22 protein-coding genes are annotated in these 26,386 nt (G+C 31.2%); 3 read left to right on the top strand and 19 right to left on the bottom strand.

Translation table 11 applies throughout. The annotated features are described in order from the left end of the window. Window positions 1-15 precede the first annotated feature (15 nt). The 7 genes from mraY to mraZ form a co-directional block, all read right to left on the bottom strand. Window positions 16-969, bottom strand: coding sequence for a phospho-N-acetylmuramoyl-pentapeptide-transferase (mraY, locus tag ACREVX_RS03540; RefSeq protein ID WP_431542790.1), 954 nt, complete (start codon window positions 967-969; stop codon window positions 16-18). Beyond that, complete coding sequence (locus ACREVX_RS03535) at window positions 966-2,417, bottom strand: UDP-N-acetylmuramoyl-tripeptide--D-alanyl-D-alanine ligase (RefSeq protein ID WP_431542789.1); 1,452 nt, start codon at window positions 2,415-2,417, stop codon at window positions 966-968. Before ACREVX_RS03535 ends, mraY begins: the two co-directional genes overlap by 4 nt. After that, window positions 2,418-3,863 carry a UDP-N-acetylmuramoyl-L-alanyl-D-glutamate--2,6-diaminopimelate ligase gene (locus tag ACREVX_RS03530; RefSeq protein WP_431542788.1) on the bottom strand — a complete coding sequence of 482 codons (1,446 nt, stop codon included), beginning with the start codon at window positions 3,861-3,863 and terminating at the stop codon, window positions 2,418-2,420. 248 nt (window positions 3,864-4,111) lie between these two features. Next, window positions 4,112-6,307 carry a stage V sporulation protein D gene (locus tag ACREVX_RS03525; protein ID WP_431542787.1) on the bottom strand — a complete coding sequence of 732 codons (2,196 nt, stop codon included), beginning with the start codon at window positions 6,305-6,307 and terminating at the stop codon, window positions 4,112-4,114. A gap of 84 nt (window positions 6,308-6,391) precedes the next feature. Then, window positions 6,392-6,880 carry a hypothetical protein gene (locus ACREVX_RS03520; RefSeq protein ID WP_431542786.1) on the bottom strand — a complete coding sequence of 163 codons (489 nt, stop codon included), beginning with the start codon at window positions 6,878-6,880 and terminating at the stop codon, window positions 6,392-6,394. Window positions 6,881-6,907: 27 nt separating this feature from the next. Then, entirely contained in the window at window positions 6,908-7,840 is a 933-nt protein-coding gene (gene rsmH / locus ACREVX_RS03515) for a 16S rRNA (cytosine(1402)-N(4))-methyltransferase RsmH (protein ID WP_431542785.1), read from the bottom strand. A gap of 13 nt (window positions 7,841-7,853) precedes the next feature. Beyond that, the gene (mraZ, locus tag ACREVX_RS03510) at window positions 7,854-8,282 is read right to left on the bottom strand and encodes a division/cell wall cluster transcriptional repressor MraZ (protein ID WP_431542784.1); all 429 of its coding nucleotides are present in this window, start codon (window positions 8,280-8,282) and stop codon (window positions 7,854-7,856) included. Window positions 8,283-8,593: 311 nt separating this feature from the next. On the opposite strand from mraZ, the gene ychF reads away from it, so the two are divergent. Then, window positions 8,594-9,691, top strand: a complete 1,098-nt coding sequence (ychF, locus tag ACREVX_RS03505) for a redox-regulated ATPase YchF (RefSeq protein WP_431542783.1) — start codon at window positions 8,594-8,596, stop codon at window positions 9,689-9,691. A gap of 46 nt (window positions 9,692-9,737) precedes the next feature. Here the strand turns inward: ychF and ACREVX_RS03500 are convergent, their stop codons facing one another. After that, complete coding sequence (locus tag ACREVX_RS03500; RefSeq protein ID WP_431542782.1) at window positions 9,738-12,032, bottom strand: AAA family ATPase; 2,295 nt, start codon at window positions 12,030-12,032, stop codon at window positions 9,738-9,740. Between the two features lie 284 nt (window positions 12,033-12,316). Here ACREVX_RS03500 and ACREVX_RS03495 point away from each other — a divergent pair, with 284 nt between their 5' ends. Beyond that, the gene (locus ACREVX_RS03495) at window positions 12,317-12,730 is read left to right on the top strand and encodes a hypothetical protein (protein ID WP_431542781.1); all 414 of its coding nucleotides are present in this window, start codon (window positions 12,317-12,319) and stop codon (window positions 12,728-12,730) included. Between the two features lie 69 nt (window positions 12,731-12,799). On the opposite strand, the gene ACREVX_RS03490 is transcribed toward ACREVX_RS03495, so the two are convergent. Further along, a complete protein-coding gene (locus ACREVX_RS03490; protein WP_431542780.1) occupies window positions 12,800-15,409 on the bottom strand; it encodes a calcium-translocating P-type ATPase, PMCA-type in 2,610 nt (869 codons plus the stop codon). 229 nt (window positions 15,410-15,638) lie between these two features. On the opposite strand from ACREVX_RS03490, the gene ACREVX_RS03485 reads away from it, so the two are divergent. Continuing rightward, complete coding sequence (locus tag ACREVX_RS03485) at window positions 15,639-17,279, top strand: putative manganese-dependent inorganic diphosphatase (protein ID WP_431542779.1); 1,641 nt, start codon at window positions 15,639-15,641, stop codon at window positions 17,277-17,279. 92 nt (window positions 17,280-17,371) lie between these two features. On the opposite strand, the gene ACREVX_RS03480 is transcribed toward ACREVX_RS03485, so the two are convergent. The 10 genes from ACREVX_RS03480 to flhA all read right to left on the bottom strand — a co-directional run bounded on the left by ACREVX_RS03480 (window position 17,372) and on the right by flhA (window position 26,383). Continuing rightward, on the bottom strand, window positions 17,372-18,151 hold the full coding sequence (locus tag ACREVX_RS03480; protein WP_431542778.1) for a hypothetical protein: 780 nt from the start codon (window positions 18,149-18,151) through the stop codon (window positions 17,372-17,374). Between the two features lie 165 nt (window positions 18,152-18,316). Next, window positions 18,317-19,114 (bottom strand): flagellar hook-basal body complex protein, encoded by a 798-nt coding sequence (locus ACREVX_RS03475; protein WP_431542777.1) that lies wholly within the window; start codon window positions 19,112-19,114, stop codon window positions 18,317-18,319. Between the two features lie 27 nt (window positions 19,115-19,141). Beyond that, entirely contained in the window at window positions 19,142-19,924 is a 783-nt protein-coding gene (locus ACREVX_RS03470; protein ID WP_431542776.1) for a flagellar basal-body rod protein FlgG, read from the bottom strand. Then, on the bottom strand, window positions 19,921-20,058 hold the full coding sequence (locus tag ACREVX_RS03465; protein ID WP_431542775.1) for a hypothetical protein: 138 nt from the start codon (window positions 20,056-20,058) through the stop codon (window positions 19,921-19,923). Before ACREVX_RS03465 ends, ACREVX_RS03470 begins: the two co-directional genes overlap by 4 nt. 62 nt (window positions 20,059-20,120) lie before the next feature. After that, the gene (locus tag ACREVX_RS03460) at window positions 20,121-20,636 is read right to left on the bottom strand and encodes a hypothetical protein (protein WP_431542774.1); all 516 of its coding nucleotides are present in this window, start codon (window positions 20,634-20,636) and stop codon (window positions 20,121-20,123) included. 46 nt (window positions 20,637-20,682) lie between these two features. Beyond that, on the bottom strand, window positions 20,683-21,414 hold the full coding sequence (locus tag ACREVX_RS03455; RefSeq protein WP_431542773.1) for a FliA/WhiG family RNA polymerase sigma factor: 732 nt from the start codon (window positions 21,412-21,414) through the stop codon (window positions 20,683-20,685). Window positions 21,415-21,426: 12 nt separating this feature from the next. After that, window positions 21,427-22,071 (bottom strand): flagellar brake protein, encoded by a 645-nt coding sequence (locus tag ACREVX_RS03450; RefSeq protein ID WP_431542772.1) that lies wholly within the window; start codon window positions 22,069-22,071, stop codon window positions 21,427-21,429. Between the two features lie 15 nt (window positions 22,072-22,086). Continuing rightward, window positions 22,087-22,950: a MinD/ParA family protein gene (locus ACREVX_RS03445; RefSeq protein WP_431542771.1), complete on the bottom strand. Its 864-nt coding sequence runs from the start codon at window positions 22,948-22,950 to the stop codon at window positions 22,087-22,089. Further along, on the bottom strand, window positions 22,944-24,311 hold the full coding sequence (flhF, locus tag ACREVX_RS03440; RefSeq protein ID WP_431542770.1) for a flagellar biosynthesis GTPase FlhF: 1,368 nt from the start codon (window positions 24,309-24,311) through the stop codon (window positions 22,944-22,946). The genes ACREVX_RS03445 and flhF overlap by 7 nt, the downstream gene beginning before the upstream one ends. Continuing rightward, entirely contained in the window at window positions 24,308-26,383 is a 2,076-nt protein-coding gene (gene flhA, locus ACREVX_RS03435; RefSeq protein ID WP_431542769.1) for a flagellar biosynthesis protein FlhA, read from the bottom strand. Before flhA ends, flhF begins: the two co-directional genes overlap by 4 nt. Between the last annotated feature and the right edge of the window lie 3 nt (window positions 26,384-26,386).

Genomic DNA, 26,386 nt, shown 5'->3' with positions numbered 1-26,386 from the left:
CTATCCTCCTCGCCACTAATATGGAAATGATAGAAATCCAATTAAACAGAAAAGTACTGTTATGATTGAGAATACAGCAACAATCTTAGTTTCATGCCATCCACTTAATTCAAAATGGTGATGAATTGGAGACATCTTAAATACTCGTTTACCTGTAGACTTAAACACCAAAACTTGAATAATAACAGATAGAGCCTCTAGAACATATATTCCACCCACAATTGCAACTAGTATCGGTGATTTTAGTATCATACCAACTGCAGCAACTGCGCCACCTAGTGCAAGCGAACCCATATCTCCCATAAAAATTTGTGCTTTATAAGCATTAAATTTTAAAAATCCTAGTAATGCCCCTGCAAGAGCAGCGCAAAATATTGCAAGAGTTGTATGAAACATCATATTACTTACCAAAGCAAAGAATGTCATAACTATTATTGTAACGCAAGTAGCAAGACCATCTAACCCATCTGTTAAATTAACCGAATTAGTGGTTGCTGCAAAGTATAATATAATACATGGTACATACCACAGACCTAGATCTATATCTTTGTTTAAAAATGGTATCATTATGTCCGTTCCTATTTTAATGGAAGCATAGTAACCAATTAGTCCTGACACTACTGCTATTAATAACATCTTTTGTTTAGATGATAGGCCTTCATTTTCCTTATGTGCTATTTTAAGAAAATCATCAATTAATCCTATAATTCCAAAAGCTATAAAACAGTATAACGCAATCATAGCTTCATCACTTGTATGTCTAACAATTATCATCATTGTTATTATTGTTGAAACCATGAATATTATACCACCCATAGTAGGTGTCCCTGCTTTTTTAAGATGACTTTTTGGTCCTTCTGATCTTATATTTTGGCCAAATTTAAGCTTATGTAGAATAGGAATTACTAAGGGTCCCAATATTATTGATAAAAAAAATGCAATCAATACCGAATAAATAATTAAATTCATTTTTTCATCACCTCTTTAGCATTTTTTTCAGTAATTAAATTTACATTAGAAAATGAATCTAGATTCATTAAATCATTTACTATGCTCTCAAATTTCATACATCTTGAAGCTTTAACTAAAACAACATCATTTTGCTGGATAACTGCATCTATAAATGAAACTACCTCATCATAAGTGTGAAAAGTTCTATATTTATCTATATCCTTAAATCCTTCTTTATATGCCTCATTAAATTCCCCTAGAGCAATTAATAAATCAATATTTTTAAGTCTTGCATACTGCGCCACTTGTTTATGCGCGTCATAAGCACTATCGCCGAGTTCCTTCATAGTGCCAAGTATAACAATTTTCGAATTTGAGTTCATATTACAAAGTACATCAATTGCAGCAACCATTGAATCAGGGCTAGCATTATAAGCATCATTAATTATAGTAAACTTTTCACCTTTAATTATGTCTAAGCGCATTGAAGTAACTTCTAATTTTTTAAAACCTAATACAATTTCATCATACTTCATGCCCATTTCTCTTGCGCAAGCTATTGCTAGCAATGAATTTAATACATTATGACGTCCCGGTATATTTACTTCAACTAAATTATCCACTAAATTTTCATTTTCCATTAAATTAAATGTTATTTTTTTCTCGTCTATTTGTAGATTACAAGCTTTAAAATCTGCTTTCGAATCAATTCCTGTTTTAATAAGTTTATAATCTGTTGCTTTTATGTCTTGCAATAAATCATTATCTGAATTCACTATCAGCGTGCTCTCCAAACTAAAGAAATCCGTAATCTCCATTTTAGCCTTCAAAATATTTTCTCTGGATTTAAGGTTTTCAATGTGAGACATTCCGATATTTGTAATAATAGCAATATTAGGTCTAGCTACCTCACATAAGTTATGAATTTCAGAAAAATCACTCATTCCCATTTCTAGAACTGCAACATCATAAGTTTTGTCTAACTTAAATATCATAAGTGGCAATCCTATTCCATTATTAAAATTTCCAATAGTTTTAAAGACCTTAAACTTTGCACTTAGCACCGCAGAAGTCAAATCCTTTGTTGATGTTTTCCCTGTGGACCCCGTAATCCCTACAACTTTTATGTTTAACTTTTTTATATAAAAACCTGCAAGATTAAGTAGTGCTTTTTTAGTATCTGTTACCTTAATTACAGTTGTTTTCTTATTAAAACTAGTTTCATCAAATTTCATGTCATCGATTAAACAAACTGAAGCACCCCTAGAACTAGCCTCAGGTGCGAAATCATTTGCATCAAAATTTTCACCTTTTATTGCTATAAAAATATCATTATCTTTTATAGCCCTTGTATCTAAACAAACATTGTTATATGTCTTTATATATCCATTAACCTTTGTTTCACCCTTAGTAATTATTTCTCCACGGGTTGCCTCTATTATTTCTTCAAGACTAATATATTCCATCTAATATAACTCCTTTAATATCTCTGATATAACTTCTCGTTCATCAAAATGTATAGTTTCATCTTTAAGCACCTGGTAATCTTCATGACCTTTTCCTGTAATAACAATTATGTCACCAGAACCTGCAATTTCAATTGCTCTCTTTATAGCATCCCGTCTATTCTCCACAATTTCATAATTATCTTGTTCAATGCCAACAGCTACATCTTTAATTATTTCCATAGGAACTTCTGTCCTTGGATTATCAGAAGTAACTACTGAAAAATCGCTTAATAATGTTCCGATTTTACCCATTATAGGTCTTTTAGTTTTATCTCGATCTCCACCACATCCAAATACACTTATAAGTTTACCTGTTGTAAATTCCCTAACAGTTTTAAGTATATTTTCTAAGGCATCTGGTGTATGCGCATAATCTAAAATTATTTCAAATCCTAAATTGTAACTATTACGCACAAGCTCACAACGACCAGGCACTTGTAATTTCTTTAGTGCTAGTTTAATTACGCAGGCGTCAACTCCTTGATTTAGGCAAACAGCAGCAGACCCAAGAGCATTATATATATTATAATTTCCTGGTATACTTAATTCTATTTCAAAGGAACTATTTTTATACATCATAGTAAAGTTGCTACCCCTTGAATGCATTTTTATATCACTTGCCATAAAGTCTACGTTATGATTTAAGCCATAGCTTAATTTACTACCTGTAATGGATTTAAACGCCTTTGCTCCATAAGTATCATCAATGTTAATTACAGAGCTTTTGCTTAACATAAACAGCTTTAATTTAGCATTAAAATAGTTTTCAAACGTTTTATGAAAATCTAAATGATCCTGAGTTAAATTTGTAAAAATGCTTTCACAAAACTCTATGCCATATACCCTGTCTAAATATAAAGAGTGTGAAGAAACCTCCATAACACAATAATCAACGCCCGAATCAACCATTTCCTTAAATAGTTCATGTAATTCTAATGATTCTGGCGTAGTTCTTTCTGTATGGATCTTTTTATCACAAATATAATTTGCAATAGTTCCAATAAGTCCAACTTTATACCCTGCGCTCTCTAAAATAGCTTTCACCATAAATGCTGAAGTTGTTTTCCCATTAGTACCTGTAATTCCTATCATCTTCATATTGTGGCTTGGATTACCATAGTAATTAGCTGCGCCTATAGCTAGGGCCATTCTACTGAATTGTACTTTAAGAACGCAAACTTCTGAATCTATTTCTATATTTTTCTGACATACAATTGCAACTGCTCCATTATTAATTGCACTTTGCACATATTTATGACCATCTACATTGTATCCTTCAATGCAAAAAAACACATCTCCTTGCCTTATCGCTCTTGAATCATATTGAATTTTATTTATTTCTACATCTATATTACCCTTTATCAAATCGAAATTAATATTCTCCATTATTTTTTTTAGTTTCATATTAACACTCCCTTAAATCTTTACATAATATATAATTTTTCTTTATTACTAACCTCTTTCAACTATAGTATACAATATAAACTAAAATTTATAAAAGAAGTTTTGAATATTCTTCCTTTACATTATAAATCCGACAGTTCAGAAATGCTGAGTCCTGTCGGTTTTTCTCTATATGCTACTATATATAATTATACACTATTTTTCAGCATTGAATATGATGATTTAAATCACCCTTGGTGATTATTTAACTAATCAGCGGTAATATCTAGATTTACTGTAATTGTAGTTCCTTTTTTAACCTCTGTGCCTTCTATGCTTTGCTCTGCCGCTATTCCATTACCAACAAATTTAACTCTCAAACCTAAACCATTTAAAAGTGTGCTAGCTGCCTCAGGGCTGCTCCCTATAATACTCGGAACCATAACGATATTATTATTTTTCACCTTCGTATTAGTATGCAAAATAACTTCTGTTCCCTCTTTAATCGTATATCCAGGTTTAGGAGTCATGTCAGTAATTACATCTCCATTGGTACTAAGTTTCATCTTTAGATTACTATCTTTTAATATCTTTTCTGCAGCTGCTTTTTTAAGACCTCTTACTTCAGGCACAATAACATCTTTAAGCAAACTTTTTCCAATTTCTTCACTGGTTGCATCAGATTTAATTGCTAAATAATTAAATATATCATTAAATAATTGTTTTGCAACTACTGTAGCAATCTGACCACCATAATAATTAGATGCATCAGGTTCATCAATATTAATTACTATAGATATTTGAGGATTATCTGATGGTGCCATTCCTGCAAATGATGCCACATATTTTTTTGGTGCATACCCACCCGTTAAGGGATCAACCTTTTGAGCGGTTCCTGTTTTTCCAGCAATATGGTATCCAGCGATGTATGCCTTTTTACCCCCTCCATTTTCTACAACTTGTTCAAGATAAGTTCGAAGTTGTTTTGTAGTTTCCTCATCCACTATTCTTCTTTCATTATAATTTGAGTATGCCTGCAAAATCTTTTTATTATTTGAATCATCAATATCTACTATTTCTTTCATAATATGAGGAGTTATAAGCTTACCTCCATTAGCAATAGCATTAAAAGCTGTTATATACTGCACACTAGACAAAGAAGTGCCTTGCCCAAATGATGTTACTGCTACATCAAGCGGGGTCATATCTTCAGTTTTTCTAACTATTCCTAAAGCTTCTCCATTTAAATCAATGCCCGTAGTTTTACCAAAACCAAACAAGGAAATATACTTATTTAGTTTTTCAGCGCCTAACCGCTTGCCTAGCTCCATAAATCCAACATTACAGGAATTTTTTAAAATATCAACAAAATTTTGCTCACCATGCCCTGTAGTCTTCCAACAGTTTACTTTTTGACCTGAAACCGTAGCGCTGCCAGTACAATAAAACTTATCATCTTCCTTAACTAGTCCTTCTTCCATAGCTGCCGTAGCTGTTATTACTTTAAAAATAGAACCTGGCTCAAACGTATCACTTACTGCCCTGTTTCTCCATACTTTTTGATTTTCATCATAAGTTTTAGTAAGATCCCAAGGGTCATTAGGGTTATAGTCTGGTTTATTAACCATTCCTAGTATTTCACCATTTTGAGGATTAGTCGCTACAATAGTAACTCCTGCCGCTTTATTATCAATCATAGCTTGGTCCGCTGCTTTTTCACAAAAAAATTGAATCATCTCATCAACAGTAAGTATTACATCTTTACCATCTATTGGCGCTGTATAATCAGATGCCGTATAAGGTAATACCTTGCTTCTCATGTCATTCTCTGAAATTTCCACTCCAGGTATACCCGTTAAATATTTATTATAATATAGTTCAACACCAATTAATCCATTTCCATCAGAATTAGTATGTCCTAGAACATTTGCTAAGAAATTATTATTTGGATAATATCTTTTCGTATCTGCTGTAGTAACAATTCCACGAAGCTTATATTTTTTAGAAAAATCGCTAATTTTATCAGAAGTAGATTTTTCTATCCTTCTTTTTAAAAGTGCTGACCCAATAGGCTTACCATTTTCATTAGTTTTAGTTAAAATGGTTAAAACATCATCAGATTTCATATCAAGTATTTGGGCAAGCTGTGGTGCTATATCTTTCATAGTTAACTTGTTTTTGATTGTAGTTTCTCTTAATGAATTAAGATCTAAATCTACCCTAAAAACATTTGCGCTTATTGCCAGTTCTTTTCCATTTCGGTCTAAAATTCTTCCTCGTTTTGCTGCAATACGTTCATCATTTGTCCATTGCAGCATTGCTTTTTCTTTATAATCTATTCCTTTAACTATCATTACATAACTAAGCCTTGTAACTAATAGAAAAAACAAAACAAAAAGTATGAAAAAGACAAATAACATTCTATGTTTCACAAGCATCTTGTCTTTATACTCTCCTCTTGCCAATTTATTTCCCCCTTACCGGCTCTTTCTAAATAGGCCTTAAATCATCACCTGCGGAGCTGAAATGTCATTAAGATTAATATCTATTTAAAATATGATGTTTTTAATTTTACTAATTACATTCTTACTTATTTTCACCTGTGAAACCTCATTTGTCTCCAAGTTATTTTTATTTAAATCTAAATATTCCACATCACTAATTTTTGGTTCAACCATATTAAGTTTTGTAGTAGCTGTTTCTTCGATGTACTTAATATTCCTAAACTTCATAAGCTCTACATCATACGCATCATTTTCTTTACTTAACATATCTATCTGAGCAACAGCTTTTGAATTCGCCGCTTGTAAATTATAAATCATACAATATCTAAATACAATAACCATGCCTATAATAAAACCTATGAATATATTTCTAAGCACACTTTTTTTTCTCGTGATCTCTCTAAGCTTTTTAGCGCTATTAGCTTTTTTTTGTGATTTCTCTAGTTCTTCATGTCTTTCTCTCTCTCTAAAGGATTCATCTGGTGCCAGAATTGTGTTTCCAAACATTTCCAAGTTGTTTTTTTCTATTATCACATTATTCACTCCATCCTCAATTTAGAATTAAATTTTTTCAACCACTCTTAATTTTGCACTTCTACTTCTAGAATTCATTTCAAGCTCCTGCTCAGTCGCTCTTATAGGTTTTCTGCTTATGAGTTTTATAATTGGTTTTTTACCGCACACGCACATAGGTAATTCTTTTGGACATTTGCATGGATCTTCTAAGCTTTTAAATTTAACTTTAACAATTCTATCTTCAAGTGACTGGAATGTAATAATTGCCATTCTTCCACCGCTATGTAGTCTTCCTATCCCATCCTCTATTGCTTTATCTAAGATTTTAAGTTCTCCATTGACTTCAATTCTTATGCCTTGGAAAGTTCTTTTGGCCGGATGCCCTCCCTCCCTTTTAAATTTTGCTGGAATCGCTGCATCTATAACATCAACTAGTTGCAAAGTTGTATTTATGGTCGCCAGTTGTCTCCTATCTACTATAAAATTAGCAATTCGCTTTGAAAATTTTTCTTCTCCATAATTTCTTATAACCTCTGCAATTTGTTGCTCCTCATAGTTGTTAACCACATCAAACGCCGTTATCCCCTTACTTCTATCCATTCTCATATCTAGAGGGGCATCCCGCATGTAACTAAATCCACGTTCCGTATTATCCAATTGGTATGATGAAACCCCTAAATCCATAAAAATTCCATCAACTTTGTCTATTTCAAGATTATTTAATATTGCTTCAATATTATAAAAATTATCGTGTACAAATGTAACGTTGTTAAAATCTTTAGTTTTTTCCTTGGCTGCATTTAATGCGTCCACATCTTGATCAATTCCTATTAATCGACCCTTTTCTGATAATTTTTTTAATATTTCTAAAGAATGTCCTGCACCACCAAGTGTGCAATCAACATAAATTCCATCCTCTTTAATATCTAGTGCTTCAATACATTCATTTAATAAAACTGATATATGCTTAAATTCCATTTTATATCTCCTTTTATATTCCAAGTTCACTCATCTTTTCTGCTATCTCATCGAAATTAATATCCGATTCATTATATTTATCCCATTTGTCCTTTGCCCATATTTCTATTCTAGTTGATACTCCTATGCTTACTATTTCCTTTTGCACACAGGCGTATTCACATAAATTTTGTGGTATTAAAGCTCTTCCTTGCTTATCAATTGTTATTTCATTGGCACCAGAGAAGAAAAACCGAACAAATGCTCTGGCATCCTTACTAGTTAATGGAAGTTTTTTTAGTTTTTCTTCCATTATCTTCCACTCTGCCATTGTATATATATATAAGCACCCATCAAGACCTTTAGTGAGTATTAATTGACTTCCTAGTTCATCTCTAAATTTTGTGGGAATAATCATTCTATTTTTACTATCAATTGCATGTTGATATTCACCAATAAACATTTTATTCCCTCCAATTTATAAACTCACTCCACTTTGCCCCACTTTAGACCATTATTAACCACTAATAAGTAATATTCTATATAAAAATGAAAATCCCTTCTTATTTTATAAATTATTATCAGTTTTTAAAATCGGCTAATTTTTTTTATTTTTTATTCCATAATATTAACTAATATTGGATTTTTATTGTAATATAAATTTAATATATGTAAAATATTACTTTGATTTACTTTCTTGAAATACATTAAGATGTAGGGTATAATTTATAAGGAATTAATAATATTAAGAGTATGAAAGGAATGTACATATATATGAAGCTAGGAATTGTAGGTTTACCAAATGTAGGAAAAAGCACATTGTTTAATGCAATAACAAAAGCAGGCGCAGAATCTGCTAATTATCCGTTTTGTACTATCGAACCAAATATAGGTGTTGTTAGTGTACCTGACAAAAGATTAGATGTACTACAGGCTATGTATAATAGTAAAAAGATAATTCACACCGCAATTGAATTTTATGATATAGCAGGTCTTGTAAAAGGAGCAAGTAAAGGAGAAGGTTTAGGTAATAAATTTCTATCTCACATCAGAGAAGTAGAATCTATTGTTCATGTAGTAAGATGTTTTGACGATGAAAATGTCATTCACGTAGACGGCAATGTTGACCCAACTCGTGACATAGATACTATTAATTTAGAACTTATATTTTCGGATCTTGACGTATTAGAGAGAAAGATGGAGCGATCAGTAAAACTTGTTCGCTCTGGTGACAAAACGGCAAAGTTTGAATATGATCTTATGGAAAGAATAAAAGAGCACCTTGAATCTAACCTCCCAGCACGAACATTAGAGCTTACCGATGAGGAAACTGCTTTTGTAAACATTCTTTTCCTAATTACTTCAAAACCAGTATTATACGCTGCAAACATCAGCGAAGATGATTTAATGTCTGGTAATACTGAAAATGAAATGGTTAAAAAAGTTAAAGAGTTCGCAAAAAGTGAAAATTCAGAAGTAATCGTAGTTTGCGCAAGACTTGAAGAGGAATTATCGGCTTTAGAAGATGATGAAAGAATGGAGCTTCTACAAGAATATGGTCTTACTGAAACTGGCCTTGATAAACTTATTCACGCAAGTTATAAACTATTAGGCCTCATGAGTTTTTTAACTGCAGGTGCTCCAGAAATAAGGGCATGGACTATAAACATTGGAACAAAAGCCCCTGCTGCTGCTGGCAAAATTCATTCTGACATTGAAAGAGGATTTATAAGAGCAGAAATAGTTTCATATGACAATTTAGTTGAATGTGGTAGCGAAGCTGCTGCTAAGGAAAAGGGACAATTTAGACTTGAAGGAAAAGAATACATTATGCAAGATGGTGATGTAGTGAATTTTAGATTTAACGTATAAAAAAACTAATGGCACAGATACTAAAAAATTAGTATCTGTGCTTTTTTTATTTTCTACTACTATATTTCTTCAATTCCTTGTTAATGGCAAACATTACTGTTTCAAAAGTTTGATCAGAATTTCCCATTAGTACTCTGATTGCATCATCAATAGATGTCATAGTGTATATATGAAAGTTTCCTTTTTTAATTTCAAGTTCAATATCTGCATTTAGAACCAAGTCGTCTGAGTTAGATGATGGAATTAGCACTCCTTTGCCACATGCTTCGTCTATGACCTTACAGGCTGCAAAGAAACCTTCTATTTTATCATTTACTCCTCCTATAGGTTGAACGTCTCCAAATTGGTTTACAGACCCTGTGATTGCGATGCTTTGTTTTACAGGTATTTTGCTCAAAGCTGAGAGCATACATATTATTTCTGCAACGGACGCGCTATCCCCATCTATCTTACCGTAAATTTGTTCAAAACTTAAATGAAAATCAACTGGTAGTCTACTAAATCCTCCATTAATACCGCTCATATAACCCTTCAAAATATTAATAGATTTGCTATGGATACTACCACTTAGATTACTCTCTTGCTGAACATCTATTATATTACCAGCACCTTTGTAACAACAGCAAGTAATCTTTATTGGTTTACCAAAGCTAAAATATCCTGTATCAATTACTGATAACCCATTTATTTGGCCTATCCTACTGCCAGTAACATCAATAAGCATTTTCTTTTCAATATAGTGATTTAGAATTTCTTTTTCCATAATATCTTTTGTATAACCTACCTTTATTATATCATCACAATCAATCTCTTTTTTATTTTCCTTATTAACTTTATTGTTAGCTAATATCAGTAGTTTATTTATTTCATATTTATCATAATATATTTTTTTCTTACTCTGCGCCTTTTTAGATAGGATTTTTGCTATTTCTCTTATAGCTCCCTTAGTAGGAAACTTAAAGTTACTTTCACTACAAATTTTATTTATCTCAAACACTAAAGAACTCTTTAAACTATCATCTATATTTTGAACTTGGTTACATTCTGCTTTTATAGTAAAAATCTTTTTAAAGTCTTCATCATAATTATAAAGCAAATCATATGACTCATAATCCCCAATAAGTATGATTTTTGTTTTAATAGGCACCGGCTCAGGCTTTAATGTATTTACAATAACCACCTCAGAATGATTATTAGTACATGCAACATCTACCTTTTCTGTTAATAAAGATTTTTTTAAATGATAATAAGCCAAAGGACTCGCAAGTAAACTATTTATTCTAATCACCAAACATCCTTCATTTGCTTTTAACATACTACCGCCCTTTATGAACCCTACATCAGTGGAATAAACCCCTTTATTATTCTGATACTCTATATTACCAATTAAATTTGTCAAAGTTGGATCTTGTTCAAAAATAACTGGTGGAATTTGATTCTCACTATTATCTACAATTACATTAACAACATATTTGTATATAATCTCATTTATTTTTTCATCATCATCATCATAATTTAGAGAATAATTTTCTATAAGTTTTTCCTCAATATCTTCTGCAACCATATCAATATATTCTTTTACTATTTCATCTTCCATAAATATATTTTTGTACTCTTGCCTTAAATCCATCATTTCATTTTTAAAGTACACTTGCATTATTTGTTTTATTTTATCTAAATCTATTAATTCAACCGACTTTAATTGTTCTAATATATCTTTAGCTTTTTCTTTTAACATACTTGCTGTATTTAAAATGCTTTCTTTAGTTTCTTTATCTAAAATATCATACTCATTTTCAGACATTTCTTTCCCACGACTTAACGGAATGAATGTAAATCCACCATTAGTAGACTTTATATCAAAACCCTCATCTTTTGCTGCATCTATTAAGCTGCCAATAAGCTCGTTTCTTTTCTTTATGATATTTTCTTGAATCTCTTCCTTTTCCTTATCTATAGAATTATTATAAAACTGGAAAGTAACTTCTAAATACTCATTCTGCATCTCTTCAAGAGTTTCTTTAAGTCTATTACCTCCCCCATTGCTTACAAAAATAGGCCTAGGACATTTTTCATCTTCATACAATACATAACAAATATCTTTTGGCTTACTTTTATTCTCAAAAGTTTTACTTACATATTTCATAATATCTTTTAGTGTTTCTTTTGAAAAATTGTCTATTAAATAAACATTAAAACCCTCTTCATCTATACTCATTGCAGTCTTAATATTTTCTATTACTTCACTATATTGCGGCATAGAATCTACCGATTCTCGTGTATTCATATCTTCAATATCAAATTCGTATATTATATCCTTTGGAGTTAATTCTCTATTCATATTCCTCCTCCTTTCAATTCTTTATTATATTAATATTCTCAAATTAAACATTGGGGACAAATATTATACTTTATAGTTAATATTATTTTCTAAATTTGTATGCACATATATTTTTTCACATTATAACCACTAAAATATAAAAAATAGAATTTTTTTATACTTGAGTTAAATTACAACATAAGATATAATAAACTTATTGAATTTTTATATATTTTATGATTTTGATTGTAAAAGACTATTTATTGTTGTAAAAGAGTAATTTTGATTATAAAGGAGTAATACTTATGGGAATTAAAGATAAAATTACAAATAGCTACACAAATGCTTATTTAAAAAAATATGGTGATAGACTTACTCAGGCTCAAGGCAGAGTTCTATCAATTAAAGTTACAGAAAAAAATTATCTTAGAATATTTTATAAACTAATTGTAACCATTTTAGTAAAAGCTGATGGAAGTAAATCTATTGCTAAGTGTGTATTTGATAAACACCGTTGGTTTAAAAAAGTAAAATTTATTTCTGTGCTCCAGGGACATTCTGTTGTAATTCAAGGAATGAAAGGTAAAAAAGGTAAAGAACATAGAGAACAAATTCAAATTGTAAATATTAGAAATATGACTACAAAAAAAGATTTGGTCCCAATGAAGGGAACTGAACAAAAGGTACAACGAGTTAGAGCAGATAAACGTTTTAAATAATAAAGATATATGACTTTTGTCATATATCTTTTTTTTGTAAAACTACTTAATACAATGCTTTAAAAATTCTTAGTGTTTATGCATTAAGTATAAGTACAAACTGTTTATGAATGAAATTATTCCCGAGAAAAATAATATTATGAGCCATTGACCCATATTAAGTGGTATTGTATGAAATACACTCTGTAAAAATGGAACATATACTATACAAATTAGCATAGTTACAGATATCCCTACTGCACCAATTAGGTACAAATTTGTAAATGGATTAATTTCAAATAAAGAGTGTTTTTCTGATCTACATTCAAACACATGTATAAGTTGAGATAATACCAAAGTCCCAAGTGCAAGTGTTCTACACGCTTCAATGCTCATGCCATAATATTTACCACCAATAAACGATAATATAGTACAAACACCAATGAGACATCCTCTAATTAAAATCTTTTCTGTAAGACCTCTTGAGAATACACTTTCATTTTTCCCTCTAGGTTTTTCAAACATAATATCTGGATCAGCTGGGTCAACGCCCAAAGCAATAGCAGGAAGTCCATCTGTCACCAAATTTACAAATAAAATTTGGATTGGGAGTAGTGGATTTTCGAGATAAAATAATGATGCTAAAAACATGGTAAGAACCTCTCCTAAATTACAAGATAATAAATATCTAATAAATTTTCTTATATTATTATATATAACGCGGCCCTCTTCAACAGCTGCAACAATAGTTGCAAAGTTGTCATCTAAAAGAATCATTGACGCTGCCTCTTTAGTTACATCTGTGCCTGATATTCCCATAGCTATTCCGATATCTGCTTCTTTTATAGCTGGCGCATCATTAACGCCGTCACCAGTCATAGCAACAATATGATTTTTATGTTTAAAAGCCTTTACAATTCTTAGTTTGTGTTTTGGACTTACTCTTGCGAATATTTTAAAGTTATCAATGCTCTTATCTAATTCTTTATCACTTAATTTATCCAGTTCGTCACCTGTTATAACTTCCTCTGGGAAGTTACATATATCTAAGTCTTTGCCAATAGCATAAGCTGTATTTTTGTGGTCTCCTGTTATCATTACAGGTTTTATGCCTGCAATCTTACATTTTATAACTGCATCCTTTACTTCGCGCCTTGGAGGGTCAATTATTCCAGCTATCCCTATAAAAATTAGATTAGATTCTAAGCCGTCATTACGAGCAATACCAGACACCTTATATGCACAAGCAATACATCTTAGTGCCTTGTAGGACATAGACTCTACAGCTCTTATTAAAGAGCTTTTATAGCTTGCTAGCATAAGTTGCACTGATCCATTGATCAATATATAATTACAGTTTTCTATAACTCGCTCCGGAGCGCCTTTTACATAACAAATTTCCTTGTCATTTTCTTTAACAATTACAGACATAATTTTCCTTGTTGAGTTAAAAGGTATTTCATATACACGTTTTGATTTATTTAAAAATTCTTGTAGATCTTTAGAATTCTTAAAAAGTCCTTTAATTAAGGCAGTTTCTGTAGGATCACCAAATAAGCATTTTTCCATATCTTTAACGCTAAAATCGTAATTACAATCGTTGCAATATGTATAAGCTTTTTTCATGAGTAAATTTAATGGGATTTTGTCTTTATCAACATCATAACCATGTCCATCAAAATAGAATGCTTTTACTGTCATATTGTTCTCTGTTAAAGTTCCTGTTTTATCTGTGCATATTACAGAAGTACAACCTAACGTCTCAACTGCTGGTAATTTTCTAACTAGTGCATTTCTCTTAAGCATTCTAGATACGCCAAGTGCTAAGGCCACTGTAACAATAGCAGTTAATCCCTCTGGTATTGCAGCTACTGCAAGGCTTACCCCTAGTAAAAACATTGCATATTTATCTTGACCACGCCAAATTCCCATAAACGTTACAACTAAACATATTATTATACAAAGTATAACTAATATTTTTCCTAGATGAGCTAGTCTCTCTTTAAGTGGAGACTTTTCATCTTCAATGCTATGAAGCATATTCGCTATTTTCCCCATTTCTGTATTCATGCCTGTAGCCATAACTTTTGCTTTTGCTTTTCCTGTAAGAATTATTGTTCCCATATAAATGTCATTTTCCTTAGAATTAGTACTTTTACTTACCCCAGCAGATTCACCTGTAAGCAGTGATTCATCTAGCATTGCATTGTTACCTTCTGTTATAATGCAATCTGCAGGAATCCTATCGCCACTCTCGAGTATTATTAAATCTCCTGGCACTAAATATATGGCATTTATTACTAGGATTCCGCTATCTCTAATAACTTTAGCAGTCGGTGCTGCAAGTTTGCTTAATGCCTCTAATGATTTCTCAGTTCTAAATTCTTGAATAAACCCAAGTATACCATTCATTATAACTATAATGAAAATAGTTATTGCATCTGCTTTTTCTCCCATAAGTCCAGAAAGCACTGTTGCTGCAATTAATATCCATGTAATAAAATCATTGAATTGTGAAAAGAATATTTGAAGAGCAGATATCTTCTTTTTATTTTCTAACTTATTAAATCCATATTTTTTGAGTCTAGACTCAGCTTCCGTACTACTAAGCCCTCTTGCTGCATTCTCATTATTATAGGTAGAGACTCCTTTCCTATTATCGTCCTTAGTATTATGCTTTGAAACACGTTCATTTAACACTAATATACCCCCCCTATCACTCTAAGATAGATAATGTTCTCTAACTATTACCTCAGAATACTAAGTTACTATTTTTTATTCTCTTCTAATATATGTGAATGCACGGCTACATATGAAAAGAATATTTTGTTTTTTCTTTACAATATGTAAATTTGAATATAAAATAATACTAGTAATGATTGTTAGTTAAAATTTTATATATTGCAAACTGAAACTAGGAGGAACATACGTGAAAAACATAATTTATATTACTGGGCATAAAAATCCAGATACTGATTCGATTTGCGCCGCTATTGCCTATGCACAATTTAAAAATAAAACAGGGAAAATTCCTGCAGTTCCTATAAGGCTCGGTGAAATCAATCGCGAAACACAATTTATTCTTAATTACTTTAAAGTAGAAAAACCCGAACTAATAACTACAGTTAAAACACAGATTTCAGATTTAGACATTGATGTTGTAGCTCCTATTTCACCAGATATTTCTCTTAAAATGGCTTGGTCCCTAATGAGAAAAAATGACACTAAAACTCTGCCTGTTATTGATGATAATGATAGACTTGCTGGCGTTGCGTCAGTTTCAAACCTTGCTTCAAGTTATTTAGATGTGTGGGACAATTCTATTCTTGCAAAAAGCAATACCACACTTGAAAATATTTTGGATACTCTATCAGCTAAATGTATATGCAAGCCAACTGGCACTTTTAAAATAACAGGAAAGATTATTGTATCTGCTATGCACCCTGAAAGCACAAAAGCTTTAATCGAGATTGGAGACGTAGCCATTTGCGGCGATAGAGAAGATTCTCAACTTTTAATAATTGAATGCAAAGCGTCACTCTTAATAATTACAGGGAACCATACACCAACGGATGATGTTATTGAGCATGCAAAAACTAATGGATGCACAATAATAACAACACCATATGACACTTTTACAGCTTCAAGATTAATAACTCAAAGTATCCCTATTAATCATGTTATGAGCAAAAAAAACATTGTAAGTTTTAACTCAGATGATTTTATTGATGAAATAAAATCTATTATGATTGAGACAAGGTATAGAAGTTATCCAGTTATTAATGAAAATAACAAAGTCATTGGAAGTATATCCAGGTTTCATTTAATATCACAAAACAAAAAAAAAGTAATACTAGTTGATCATAATGAAAAAACACAATCTGTATTAGGTCTTGAAGACGCTGAAATATTAGAAATTATAGATCATCATAGAATTGCAGATATTCAGACTGGTTCTCCTATATATTTCAGAAATGAACCTGTAGGTAGTACTTCAACAATTGTAGCAAACATATTCTTTGAGAATGGAATTAGACCTTCAAAAAATATTGCTGGTCTTTTATGCGCAGCAATTATTTCTGATACGTTATCACTAAAATCTCCTACTTCTACACTAGTGGATGAACTTACACTAAATAAATTATCTCAAATTGCGAATTTAAATATAGAAGAGTTTGCAAAAGAAATGTTTAAAGCTGGTACGTCTCTCGAGGGTAAAACCGCTGAGGAAATTTTCTATCAGGACTTTAAGCCATTTACACTTAACACTTTTAAAGTAGGGGTATCACAAGTTGGTACAATGTATATTGATAGTTTTAACCCTCTCAAAGAGGATATGATAGAACTTATGAACAAGAAGGCCAAAGAAAGTGGTTTTGACTTGATTTTACTAATGTTAACCGATATATTAAACGCTGGATCCGTACTAATAGCCGCAGGTGAACATAAGGATATTGTGTCAAAAGCCTTTGCTGTTACGCTAACTAATGAAGGCGTATATATTCCTGGTATAGTTTCAAGAAAAAAACAAGTTATACCTCCTATTACAGCTGCATTTAGCACACTATAAAAAAATGAAAAAAGTATATATTAATAGTATTGCAATACTATTAATATATACTTTTTTTCGTGTATAAAATATTTGTTATAATAGTTTTATTCTTATATTAGTTCAAAAACAACGAAAATAGCAAAAACAATAAAACATATAGAATAACTAATGCTTAAATAATCCTTAATGCATAGATCATCAATTTTGCCACTATAATCGCCATAACTTTTTAAGTAATGCATATTGTTACCATTATAATGAAAATAGAAATTAACAGATTCTATATAAGCAGCTAAAATATCAATATTTAATAAAGGTATTTTCCAAAGATTACTTATAAAATCCCCTTTGAAATTTATCTTAAAATTTCTATTTCTTAAAACATAAATCATATATAAAAATATTTCAGCAATTAATGATGGGATTATTATAACAATAGATTTAACCTTGTTAATTATATTCAGATTATCGTTAAGTGATAAATTATAGATTATAGCAAATATAATAGCAGTAACATTTCCTACTATTAAAATACATAATAAAGGTGCTATGAATCCACATATAAGTGCTGTAGATATAGTGGATATTGTATCATAAAAATATTTTTTATCAGACTTTTTTAAATTTTTTCTCTCTGTATTACTTATATCTATTACTATAAAAGCTGTAACTGCATTGTATACTTGTTCATTTTTAATAAAAAAATGTTTTTCTAATAGGTTAAGACCAATATATATAAAAATTAAAATACAAAAATATATTAATTGTAGTTGATAAACATTTTTAATTTTTTTATTTAATTTCTTATTAATAAAATTAAAAACACCTTGTCTATCAAATCTCCACAGCAATATACTAAATAAACAACCAACTAAATATCCTATCCCCATTTTCATCCCCCTATAGCTTATTATTGAAGCCTTTACTAATAATATATGAAAGCAAGTGTTCAATTAAAACTATTTTATTCTTAATTATTTATTTTTAATTATTTAAAACTTATAAAAAGACATGCCAATAAAAGCATGTCTAAGTACTATCTGGAAGTAAACACTTTATTTACGCAAGTTATTAGCCATTTGCCACATTTCATCTGCAGTCTTTAAAGTAGTAGAACTAAGTTGAAAAGCTCTTTGAGTAATTAGCATATCCGTCATTTCTGTTGCAATATCAACATTAGATTGTTCTAAGTATCCTTGCATAACAGAAAAATCCGTGCTTTGCACTACAACCTGACCGGACTTTGGCGCAAACAAATTATCTCCTACAGAAATCATTGAACTATCACCTATAAAATTTGAAACTTTTATTTCGCCCACAGCTGTCTGCGTATTACCCTCTTTTATAGTTACAATTCCACTTGAATCAACCTTAAAATTATTAGCAGTAAACTTATAAGGACCATTCACCGTATTAATATCATTGCCCTGACCATCTACTATTCCTAAGTTATTTCCATTTTCATCAACTATATTTCCACCTGAATTAGCTAGGAAATTACCTGATCTGGTATAGGCCTTACTATTATCCGGCAAAGTCACTTCAAAATAACCGCTACCATCTATTGCCAGGTCAGTTGAGATACTAGTCTGAGTAACAGCCCCTTGAGTAGAATCTCTTGTCCACTCACCTACCCTAACCCCAGTACCATTTTGAAGTATGGCTTTCCCATCTTCAGCTTTGGATACTGGGTATCCTTTTCTGTCAAGCGTCTCGTAAACCAGGTCTTTAAAATTTGCATCCAGTTTTTTATACCCATTAGTATTTACATTTGCAATATTGTTTGATATAGCATCTAATTTTTCTTGCTGCGCTGCCATAGAACTTTGGCTATTCCATAAAAGTCTTAACACTTTTTGCCACCTCCTAATATATATCTTTTATCTAACAGTGCCTACCTCATTAACAGCTTTTCCCAAAGTCTCATCGATAGATTGTATAATTTTTTGATTGGATTCAAAATTTCTCATAATTGTCATCATATTTACCATTTCATTTGTAACATTTACATTAGATTTTTCTAATGTGTTTTGTTTTACAATAATATTTGCATTTTGAATAGGATTTGCGCCGTCAAACAAATTATCTCCAACCTTTTGTAGACTATTATAATCTTGAAAATCTACAGTATTAAATTTATATAGATTTTGACCATCAATAGAAATATTTCCGTCACTTTCCACTTGAAGTTTACCACTTCCAACATAGACAGGTTCTACAGCATTGGTCGCTTTATTTGTCCCTAAAACCTTATCCCCACTGTCGCTAACTAAAAAACCTGTTCCATCAATATGAAAATTCCCACTTCTAGTATAGTAATCCTTAGTGGTTATTCCGTCATCCCTTTGTACTGTAAAAAAGCCGCTTCCATCTATTGCAAAATCTGTGGTTTTATCTGTTGCTTGAAAAGTTCCCTGGGCGAAATTTGTGTTTAATTCATCTATTTTACTTCCCATACTAAGTGACCCAATAGTAGTCTTAATATTTTGACCATTTACAACTTTATCATAGTTTTGAATTAATACATCATCAAATTTTTTAATAGAAAGATCATCACTTTTAAATCCAATTGTATTCGCATTTGCTATATTATTAGTAACTGTGCTTTGTTTAGCTTCTCCGGTTATGAGTCCTGTTACTGCTGTATAAAGACCTCTAATCATTTTTTCACATCCTTAGTCGTAATTATTGGCATCTCATCGGGGTAACGCATTCCGTATCCTCTAGCTTTAATCTCAATTTTTCCTTTACCCATTTCATAATTTATCTTTGCACCTGTTAATAAAACAGAAGCCATAATCAGCCCTATTCCTATCCCTACTAGAAGTTTCCTATCACTTAAGAAGTCTATTATTTTTTTTATCTTACATACAAATCTTTTATTAATAGTACTTCCCCCTTACCTAAATGCAATATTTCTGATATTTTATCTACAGTTTGTCCATCACTAAATAGTCTTTTTATTTCGTCAACCTTAACACTATTACTATTTTGAGATTTATTTATAATAATTTCATTTTGACCATCATAATTTTTACCCTCTTCATAAATTCCCTGATTAACTTCTTCATTGTTAACCTTCTGATCATGCAATTCTATATCTGTTTTAGTAATACCTTTATATATTAAATCATCATAATCTTTCGCTATTATATTGTTCTTCTCTATAATTTCTTTTAGTCCCATTATTTCACTTTGAAGTTCCAATATACTCTCAGAAAATTCTCGTCTAAGTTCGCCTAGTTCAATGTCATAATCTTGGACATTTTCCATAGCATTTCCTAGCACTCCGTTAAAAGATTTATTCTGTTTTTTTATACCTAAAATATTTAAAATCACTAGAATTAATCCAACAAAAATTAATAATCCCGTCATATAATCCACTCCAAATTTCCCAAATTAAATTTTCTTTATAAAAATTCTATGCTATATCATATTTAAGTTTTACCAAAGCCTTTCTTAAATTTATAATTGCTCTGCTATGTAGTTGACAAACTCGTGATTCAGATACAGTTAAAACATTTCCTATTTCCTTTAATGTAAGTCCTTCATAATAGTATAAATCTAAAACTAGTTTATCCTTCTCCTTAAGACTTTCTATTCCTAAAGCTAAATATTCAACTTGTTCTTTTTCTTCTAAAGCTTTTTCTGGGCTTAAGCTCTTATTATCTTTAATTGTACCACTAAGAGGCATATCGTCATCATCAGAAAAAATCAGATCCTCAAGGGACACTACTGATATATAATTTATGTTGCTCTCGATATCAGCTACATCATTAATTGTAATATTAAGTTCCTTTGCGATTTCATAATTAGTCGGCTCTCTATAAATACGTTTCTGTAACCTTTCAACAGCCTCATTATACCTATTAAGTTTATCCATAGCACCTTTAGAGATTGGACTATTTCGCCTAAGTTCATCTATCATAGCACCTTTTATTCTTATTGATGCGTAACTTGAAAACTTCATACCTTTAGTATCGTCGAATTTTCCAAGGGCATCCATAAGTCCTAGCATACCGTAGCTAATTAAATCTTCATATTCGACGTATTTAGTTTTTCCAATTATAACTCTAGAAGCAATATATTTTACTAAAGGTATATGCGTTTTCACTATTTGCTCGCGTACATTAGCTGCCATTGCTATGGACATATGAACGCCTCCCTAAATTTTTTTCATTTGTTCTCTCATAAGCCTAAATATATATTTAATTATCTTTTCACGGGTCAAGTTATCTAAAAAGTTTAAACTAAGTCCACAGATATATCTACCATCATCTTCTTTTACAATCCTCATTGCCTTGCCGACTATAAGTATGTCTTCATTGTTAATAGTTAATGATACCAAAAGATAATCATTAAGCTTTATTAACTCTGGAACCTTAACCTTCATACCACCGCCACTCAAATCAACTAGTAGTGCCTTTGAATATTCACTGGGATCAATTGATCTCGGATCAGTTCGTGGCTCACTTCTAAGATTTGTATATTTAACAATATTTATTAATGGTACTCTAACATATTTTCTTCTCTGAATCTTTTTAATATCTTTTGGTTTTGATATAAGTAAAATTGGTATCTTTTCAAATTTACGTCCTATAACAATAGATTTAAACTTATATAGATTTTCATCTTCATAATAAATTACATCTATCATAGTCCCCTTTGACAATGGAATATATTCACCTGCATTAATAGGAATACTAATTGCTATATATTCCTCTGTTATATCTTGAACATTGCTGTTAAAATATCTTTCGTCCACTAATATTTCTAATTTTTTATTTAATTTAAACTCAACTTTAGCCACTCTACCCCCAACCCCTTATGAAAAAATGCTGAAAATTCTCTTAAATAATCCCTCGAGTCCCATACCACTTGTTTTATCCTTCATTCCATCAATTTTACTTGCAATTTTATTTATATCCTGGGCAACTCCTGAGCTAGGATAAGTTACAATCACAGGTTGTTGCGCTCTTACTGCGTAAGCTAGTTTCTTATCTTCACTTATTTTACCTAAATACTCTAATTTCATATCAAGAAATTTAGCGACTGCATTATTAAATTTATTAAAGGTCAAATTAGCTTCGTTATTATCTAAAGATCTATTAACTATAACTTTAGCAGAATTTTTAATATTAAAATGTTTAACAGCTTTAAGCAGGCTATATGCATCTGTAAGTGACGTAGGTTCGGGTGTTGTTACTATAATTAGATCCTCGCAACAAGCAATAAATCCCAAAACGCTCTTATTTACACCAGCTCCTGTGTCCATTATTATATAATCAAGTCCCGTTAAAGCAGTAAGCTTATTTAAAAATGATTGTCTTTGAATTTCTGATAAATCCTCAACTTTTGTAAGTGCAGAACCACCTGGAAGAAGTTTTACTCCAAAAGGTCCAGTTAAAACAACCTCTTCAATTTCCTTACCATTAAATATAACATCAAACACATTATATTTAGACAAACATCCCATTAATATATCATCATTTCCCATTCCTATATCTGCATCAAAAATCATAACTTTTTTGCCCATTTGTTGAAGAGCTATAGATAAGTTCACTACTATGTTACTTTTACCTACACCACCTTTACCCGAAGTAACAGTTATAATTCTAGGTTTACGTTCGGGCACCGCATCACTGCTATTAACTGCCATTTGCCTAAGTCTCTGCGCTTGATCTAGCATACAGTCTCCTCTCCTAATACAAGACTAACAATATTATCTGTTGATAGCTCTTTAATATCATCAGGTACATTTTGACCGGTTGATACAAAACTTAAAGGGATATTAGCAGTTTCCAGTATATTAAGTATTGAACCATAAGTGGATGTTTCATCTAATTTAGTTACTATTATACTATTATAATTCAAAATTTGATAACCTTCAATAATGTATTTAATATCTTTATTCTTTGTTGTAGCACTCAGCACTAAACTAATGTTTTCCGTGTCAGCCTTTTCAACGAAAGTCCTGAGTTCTGCAATTTGCATTCTATTTTTACTACTTCGCCCCGTAGTATCAATTAACACCACTTCACATTCACTCATACTTTCTATTGCCTTTCCCATATCGCTGATATTATATACCACTTTAAAGGGTATATTCATGATGTCAGCGTAAGTCTTTAGCTGCTCTACTGCGCCTATTCTATAAGTATCTACAGTAATAAGCCCTACTTTTTTACCCTCCGTTAATGCAAGCCTACCTGCAAGTTTTGCAATAGTTGTTGTTTTACCTACCCCAGTTGGTCCTACAAGCACTATTCTACCTTGTAACTTTGGGCTAGTAACATGAATCATTTTTTTTAATACGTTTTTCAATTTATTAATTTCATTGTTCTGTTTGTTTTCATCCTCAGATTTGTTATATAGAGTGTCCTCATCTTTAATTTTATTCATTATATTTTCAATGATTTGTTGCTCAACATCATTTTCTTCAAGTAATCTTTCTACATCGCTTTTATCATTATCAGAAGGCTCACTGGCTAGTGATCCTTCTCTAGTAATTGCGAGTTCACTCGCAAGCGATAGTTCACTCGCAAGCGATAGCTTACTTATCATATTCTTCATTTTCATTATTTCACTCATTAGGTTATTTGAATTATTATCATCTTGTTTTTCACTCTTTTGAAGCTTGTGCAAAGAATTCTCATTTGTTTCTTTATCTAATGCTTGAACCTCTTTAGGATAAACTTTAATCGCATTTTCCTGCTGCTCAACTTTTTTTATTGCTTCGATACTACTAAGTGCATTGCTACTAATCCCATTGCTACTTAATCCGCTATTGCTTAGTCCATCGGTCTTTAGTATATTGCTATTCAATACACTATTATTTAATGAATTATTTTTTACTACATTCTGGTTATTCTCATTAGTTTGATTTTCTACAGCCGCAGTAACTTCAATTATCTTTGAGCTAAACAATCCTTTTATTCCTGGTTTTCGTATTTTTCTTTGACTTATAATTACAGCGTCTGTGCCTAGTTCATATCTTATTCTTGTCATGGCTTCGTTCATGCTACTTACTATGTACCGTTTTATAATCATTGTAGAGTCACAACTCCTTCAGTTTTAATCTCAACTTCATTCGGTATCTCATTAAGAGAAAGCACGCAAACATTAGGAAATACCATTTCAATTAACCTTCTAAATGCTGGTCTTATTTTTGGAGATACTAGTATTACTGGTTGATTATTGTGAAAATAAATTGTATTAATATTATTCTTAATAGAATTTAGAATTTTCCCGGTTGTATCTGGATCTACTGCTGGGAAAGACCCTTGTATAGATTTTTGAATATTGTTTGATATAATATTTTCAACTTCAGGTGCAAGCGTTATTATTGTTATGCTTCCATTCTCATCAACAATTTCATTGCAAATACTTCTTCCAAGAGAAAAACGCACATATTCTGTTAACACTTCTATATCTTTAGTTATTCTAGCATTATCTGCTAATGACTCGAGTATTGTTACCATATCTTTTATAGCTACTTTTTCTTTTAAAAGACTCTGAAGAACTTTCTGCACTTCACCAATAGTCATAAGGTCTGGTATTAATTCCTCAACTACAGTATTATATTTCTCTTTTACCGAATCAATTAGTAGCTTAGTTTCCTGCCTACCTAGAAGTTCAAAAGCATGTGTTTTTATGGTTTCTGTTAAATGAGTTACCATTACGGTTGTTGGGTCTACTACTGTAAGTCCCTTAATCTCAGCATCTTCTCTTTGATCATTATTTATCCATACTGCAGGAAGTCCAAAGGTTGGCTCTATAGTGTTAATACCTTGAATTGTAACATCTTCAGAACCTGGATCAATGCATAGTAACATACTCGGCATTAAGCTTCCCTTAATTATCACTGTACCACGAATTTTAACTACATATTCATTTGTTTTTAATTGCAAATTATCTTTTATTCTAATTGGTTGAACAACAATTCCCATTTCCAGTGCGCATTGCCTTCTTACCGATGCAATCCTTTGTAATAAATCCCCCCCGGTAGCCTCGTCCGCTAGGGGTATTAATCCATATCCTATTTCTATTTCCATAGGTTCTACAGATATCAGGCTCATTACATTTTCAGGTTCTCTATTTTCTGTTTCGTAATTTTCTTGTTCATCACTTTCTATTTTCATAATTTTTTGATCTTTTTCATCTTTTCCTAAGAAATATGCACTCGTAGCCATAGCAATCGATAGTATAATGAAAACAACATGGGGCATTCCTGGAATTGCAGCCAAAATAAGTAATGTAACTGAACCTAATGCAATAACTTTTGGAAATGCAGTAAGTTGCGTAGTTATTTGGGTTCCTAAATTTACATTACTACCAGATCTAGTAACCAAAATACCAGAAGCAGTTGATATTAATAGTGCCGGAATTTGACCTACAAGGCCATCTCCTACTGTAAGTCGTACATAAGTTGTTGCCGCCGTTCCAATTGGCATTCCAAGCATTACTACACCTATAATTATCCCGCCAAAAATATTGATTATTGTAATAATTATGCCAGCTATTGCATCCCCCTTTACGAACTTAGATGCTCCGTCCATAGCGCCATAAAAACTAGCTTCATCTTGTAGTTTTGTTCTTCTTTCTCTTGCCTGTTCTTCAGTTATAACGCCTGCATTTAAATCAGCATCAATACTCATCTGTTTACCAGGCATGGCGTCTAGAGTAAATCTTGCAGAAACTTCTGATACACGACCTGCACCAGCTGTAATAACAACAAATTGTATAATTATTATTATTAAGAAAATAATTACTCCAACTACATAATTACCACCTACAACAAAGGATCCAAACGCTTCAATTATATCACCTGCATAAGCCTGCGTTAATATTAGCCTTGTAGATGAAATATTTAATGCAAGTCTTAAAAGTGTTGTAATAAGTAGCAATGTTGGAAATACTGAAAACTGTAAAACTTCTGTTGTAAACATTGTTAGTAGTAAAATTACAACTGCCAGCGTAATATTAATCGCAATTATCACATCAAGAAGTGCTGGTGGTAATGGAATAATTATCATTAAAACTATTCCAATAACGCCAAATGCTACTAAAACATCTAAATTATTTTTAATATTATATCTTGATTTTTCAGCCACAAATATCATCCT

The organism is Clostridium sp., assembly GCF_050717545.1.
Taxonomy (GTDB): Bacteria; Bacillota; Clostridia; order Clostridiales; family Clostridiaceae; genus Clostridium_AD.
Note: the sequence above shows the minus strand (reverse complement) of the source record. Positions and strands in the feature narration are given on the sequence as shown.

Coding starts and splice junctions, on each gene's coding strand:
- ACREVX_RS03470 (WP_431542776.1), bottom strand. CDS start 19,924: ATGATTAGAGGTCTTTATACAGCAGTAACAGGACTCATAACCGGAGAA.
- flhF (WP_431542770.1), bottom strand. CDS start 24,311: ATGATTATAAAACGGTACATAGTAAGTAGCATGAACGAAGCCATGACA.
- ACREVX_RS03480 (WP_431542778.1), bottom strand. CDS start 18,151: ATGGGGATAGGATATTTAGTTGGTTGTTTATTTAGTATATTGCTGTGG.
- ACREVX_RS03495 (WP_431542781.1), top strand. CDS start 12,317: ATGGGAATTAAAGATAAAATTACAAATAGCTACACAAATGCTTATTTA.
- ACREVX_RS03445 (WP_431542771.1), bottom strand. CDS start 22,950: ATGCTAGATCAAGCGCAGAGACTTAGGCAAATGGCAGTTAATAGCAGT.
- ACREVX_RS03530 (WP_431542788.1), bottom strand. CDS start 3,863: ATGAAACTAAAAAAAATAATGGAGAATATTAATTTCGATTTGATAAAG.
- ACREVX_RS03500 (WP_431542782.1), bottom strand. CDS start 12,032: ATGAATAGAGAATTAACTCCAAAGGATATAATATACGAATTTGATATT.
- mraZ (WP_431542784.1), bottom strand. CDS start 8,282: ATGTTTATTGGTGAATATCAACATGCAATTGATAGTAAAAATAGAATG.
- flhA (WP_431542769.1), bottom strand. CDS start 26,383: ATGATATTTGTGGCTGAAAAATCAAGATATAATATTAAAAATAATTTA.
- rsmH (WP_431542785.1), bottom strand. CDS start 7,840: ATGGAATTTAAGCATATATCAGTTTTATTAAATGAATGTATTGAAGCA.
- mraY (WP_431542790.1), bottom strand. CDS start 969: ATGAATTTAATTATTTATTCGGTATTGATTGCATTTTTTTTATCAATA.
- ACREVX_RS03465 (WP_431542775.1), bottom strand. CDS start 20,058: ATGGCTTCTGTTTTATTAACAGGTGCAAAGATAAATTATGAAATGGGT.
- ACREVX_RS03455 (WP_431542773.1), bottom strand. CDS start 21,414: ATGTCCATAGCAATGGCAGCTAATGTACGCGAGCAAATAGTGAAAACG.
- ACREVX_RS03460 (WP_431542774.1), bottom strand. CDS start 20,636: ATGACGGGATTATTAATTTTTGTTGGATTAATTCTAGTGATTTTAAAT.
- ychF (WP_431542783.1), top strand. CDS start 8,594: ATGAAGCTAGGAATTGTAGGTTTACCAAATGTAGGAAAAAGCACATTG.
- ACREVX_RS03535 (WP_431542789.1), bottom strand. CDS start 2,417: ATGGAATATATTAGTCTTGAAGAAATAATAGAGGCAACCCGTGGAGAA.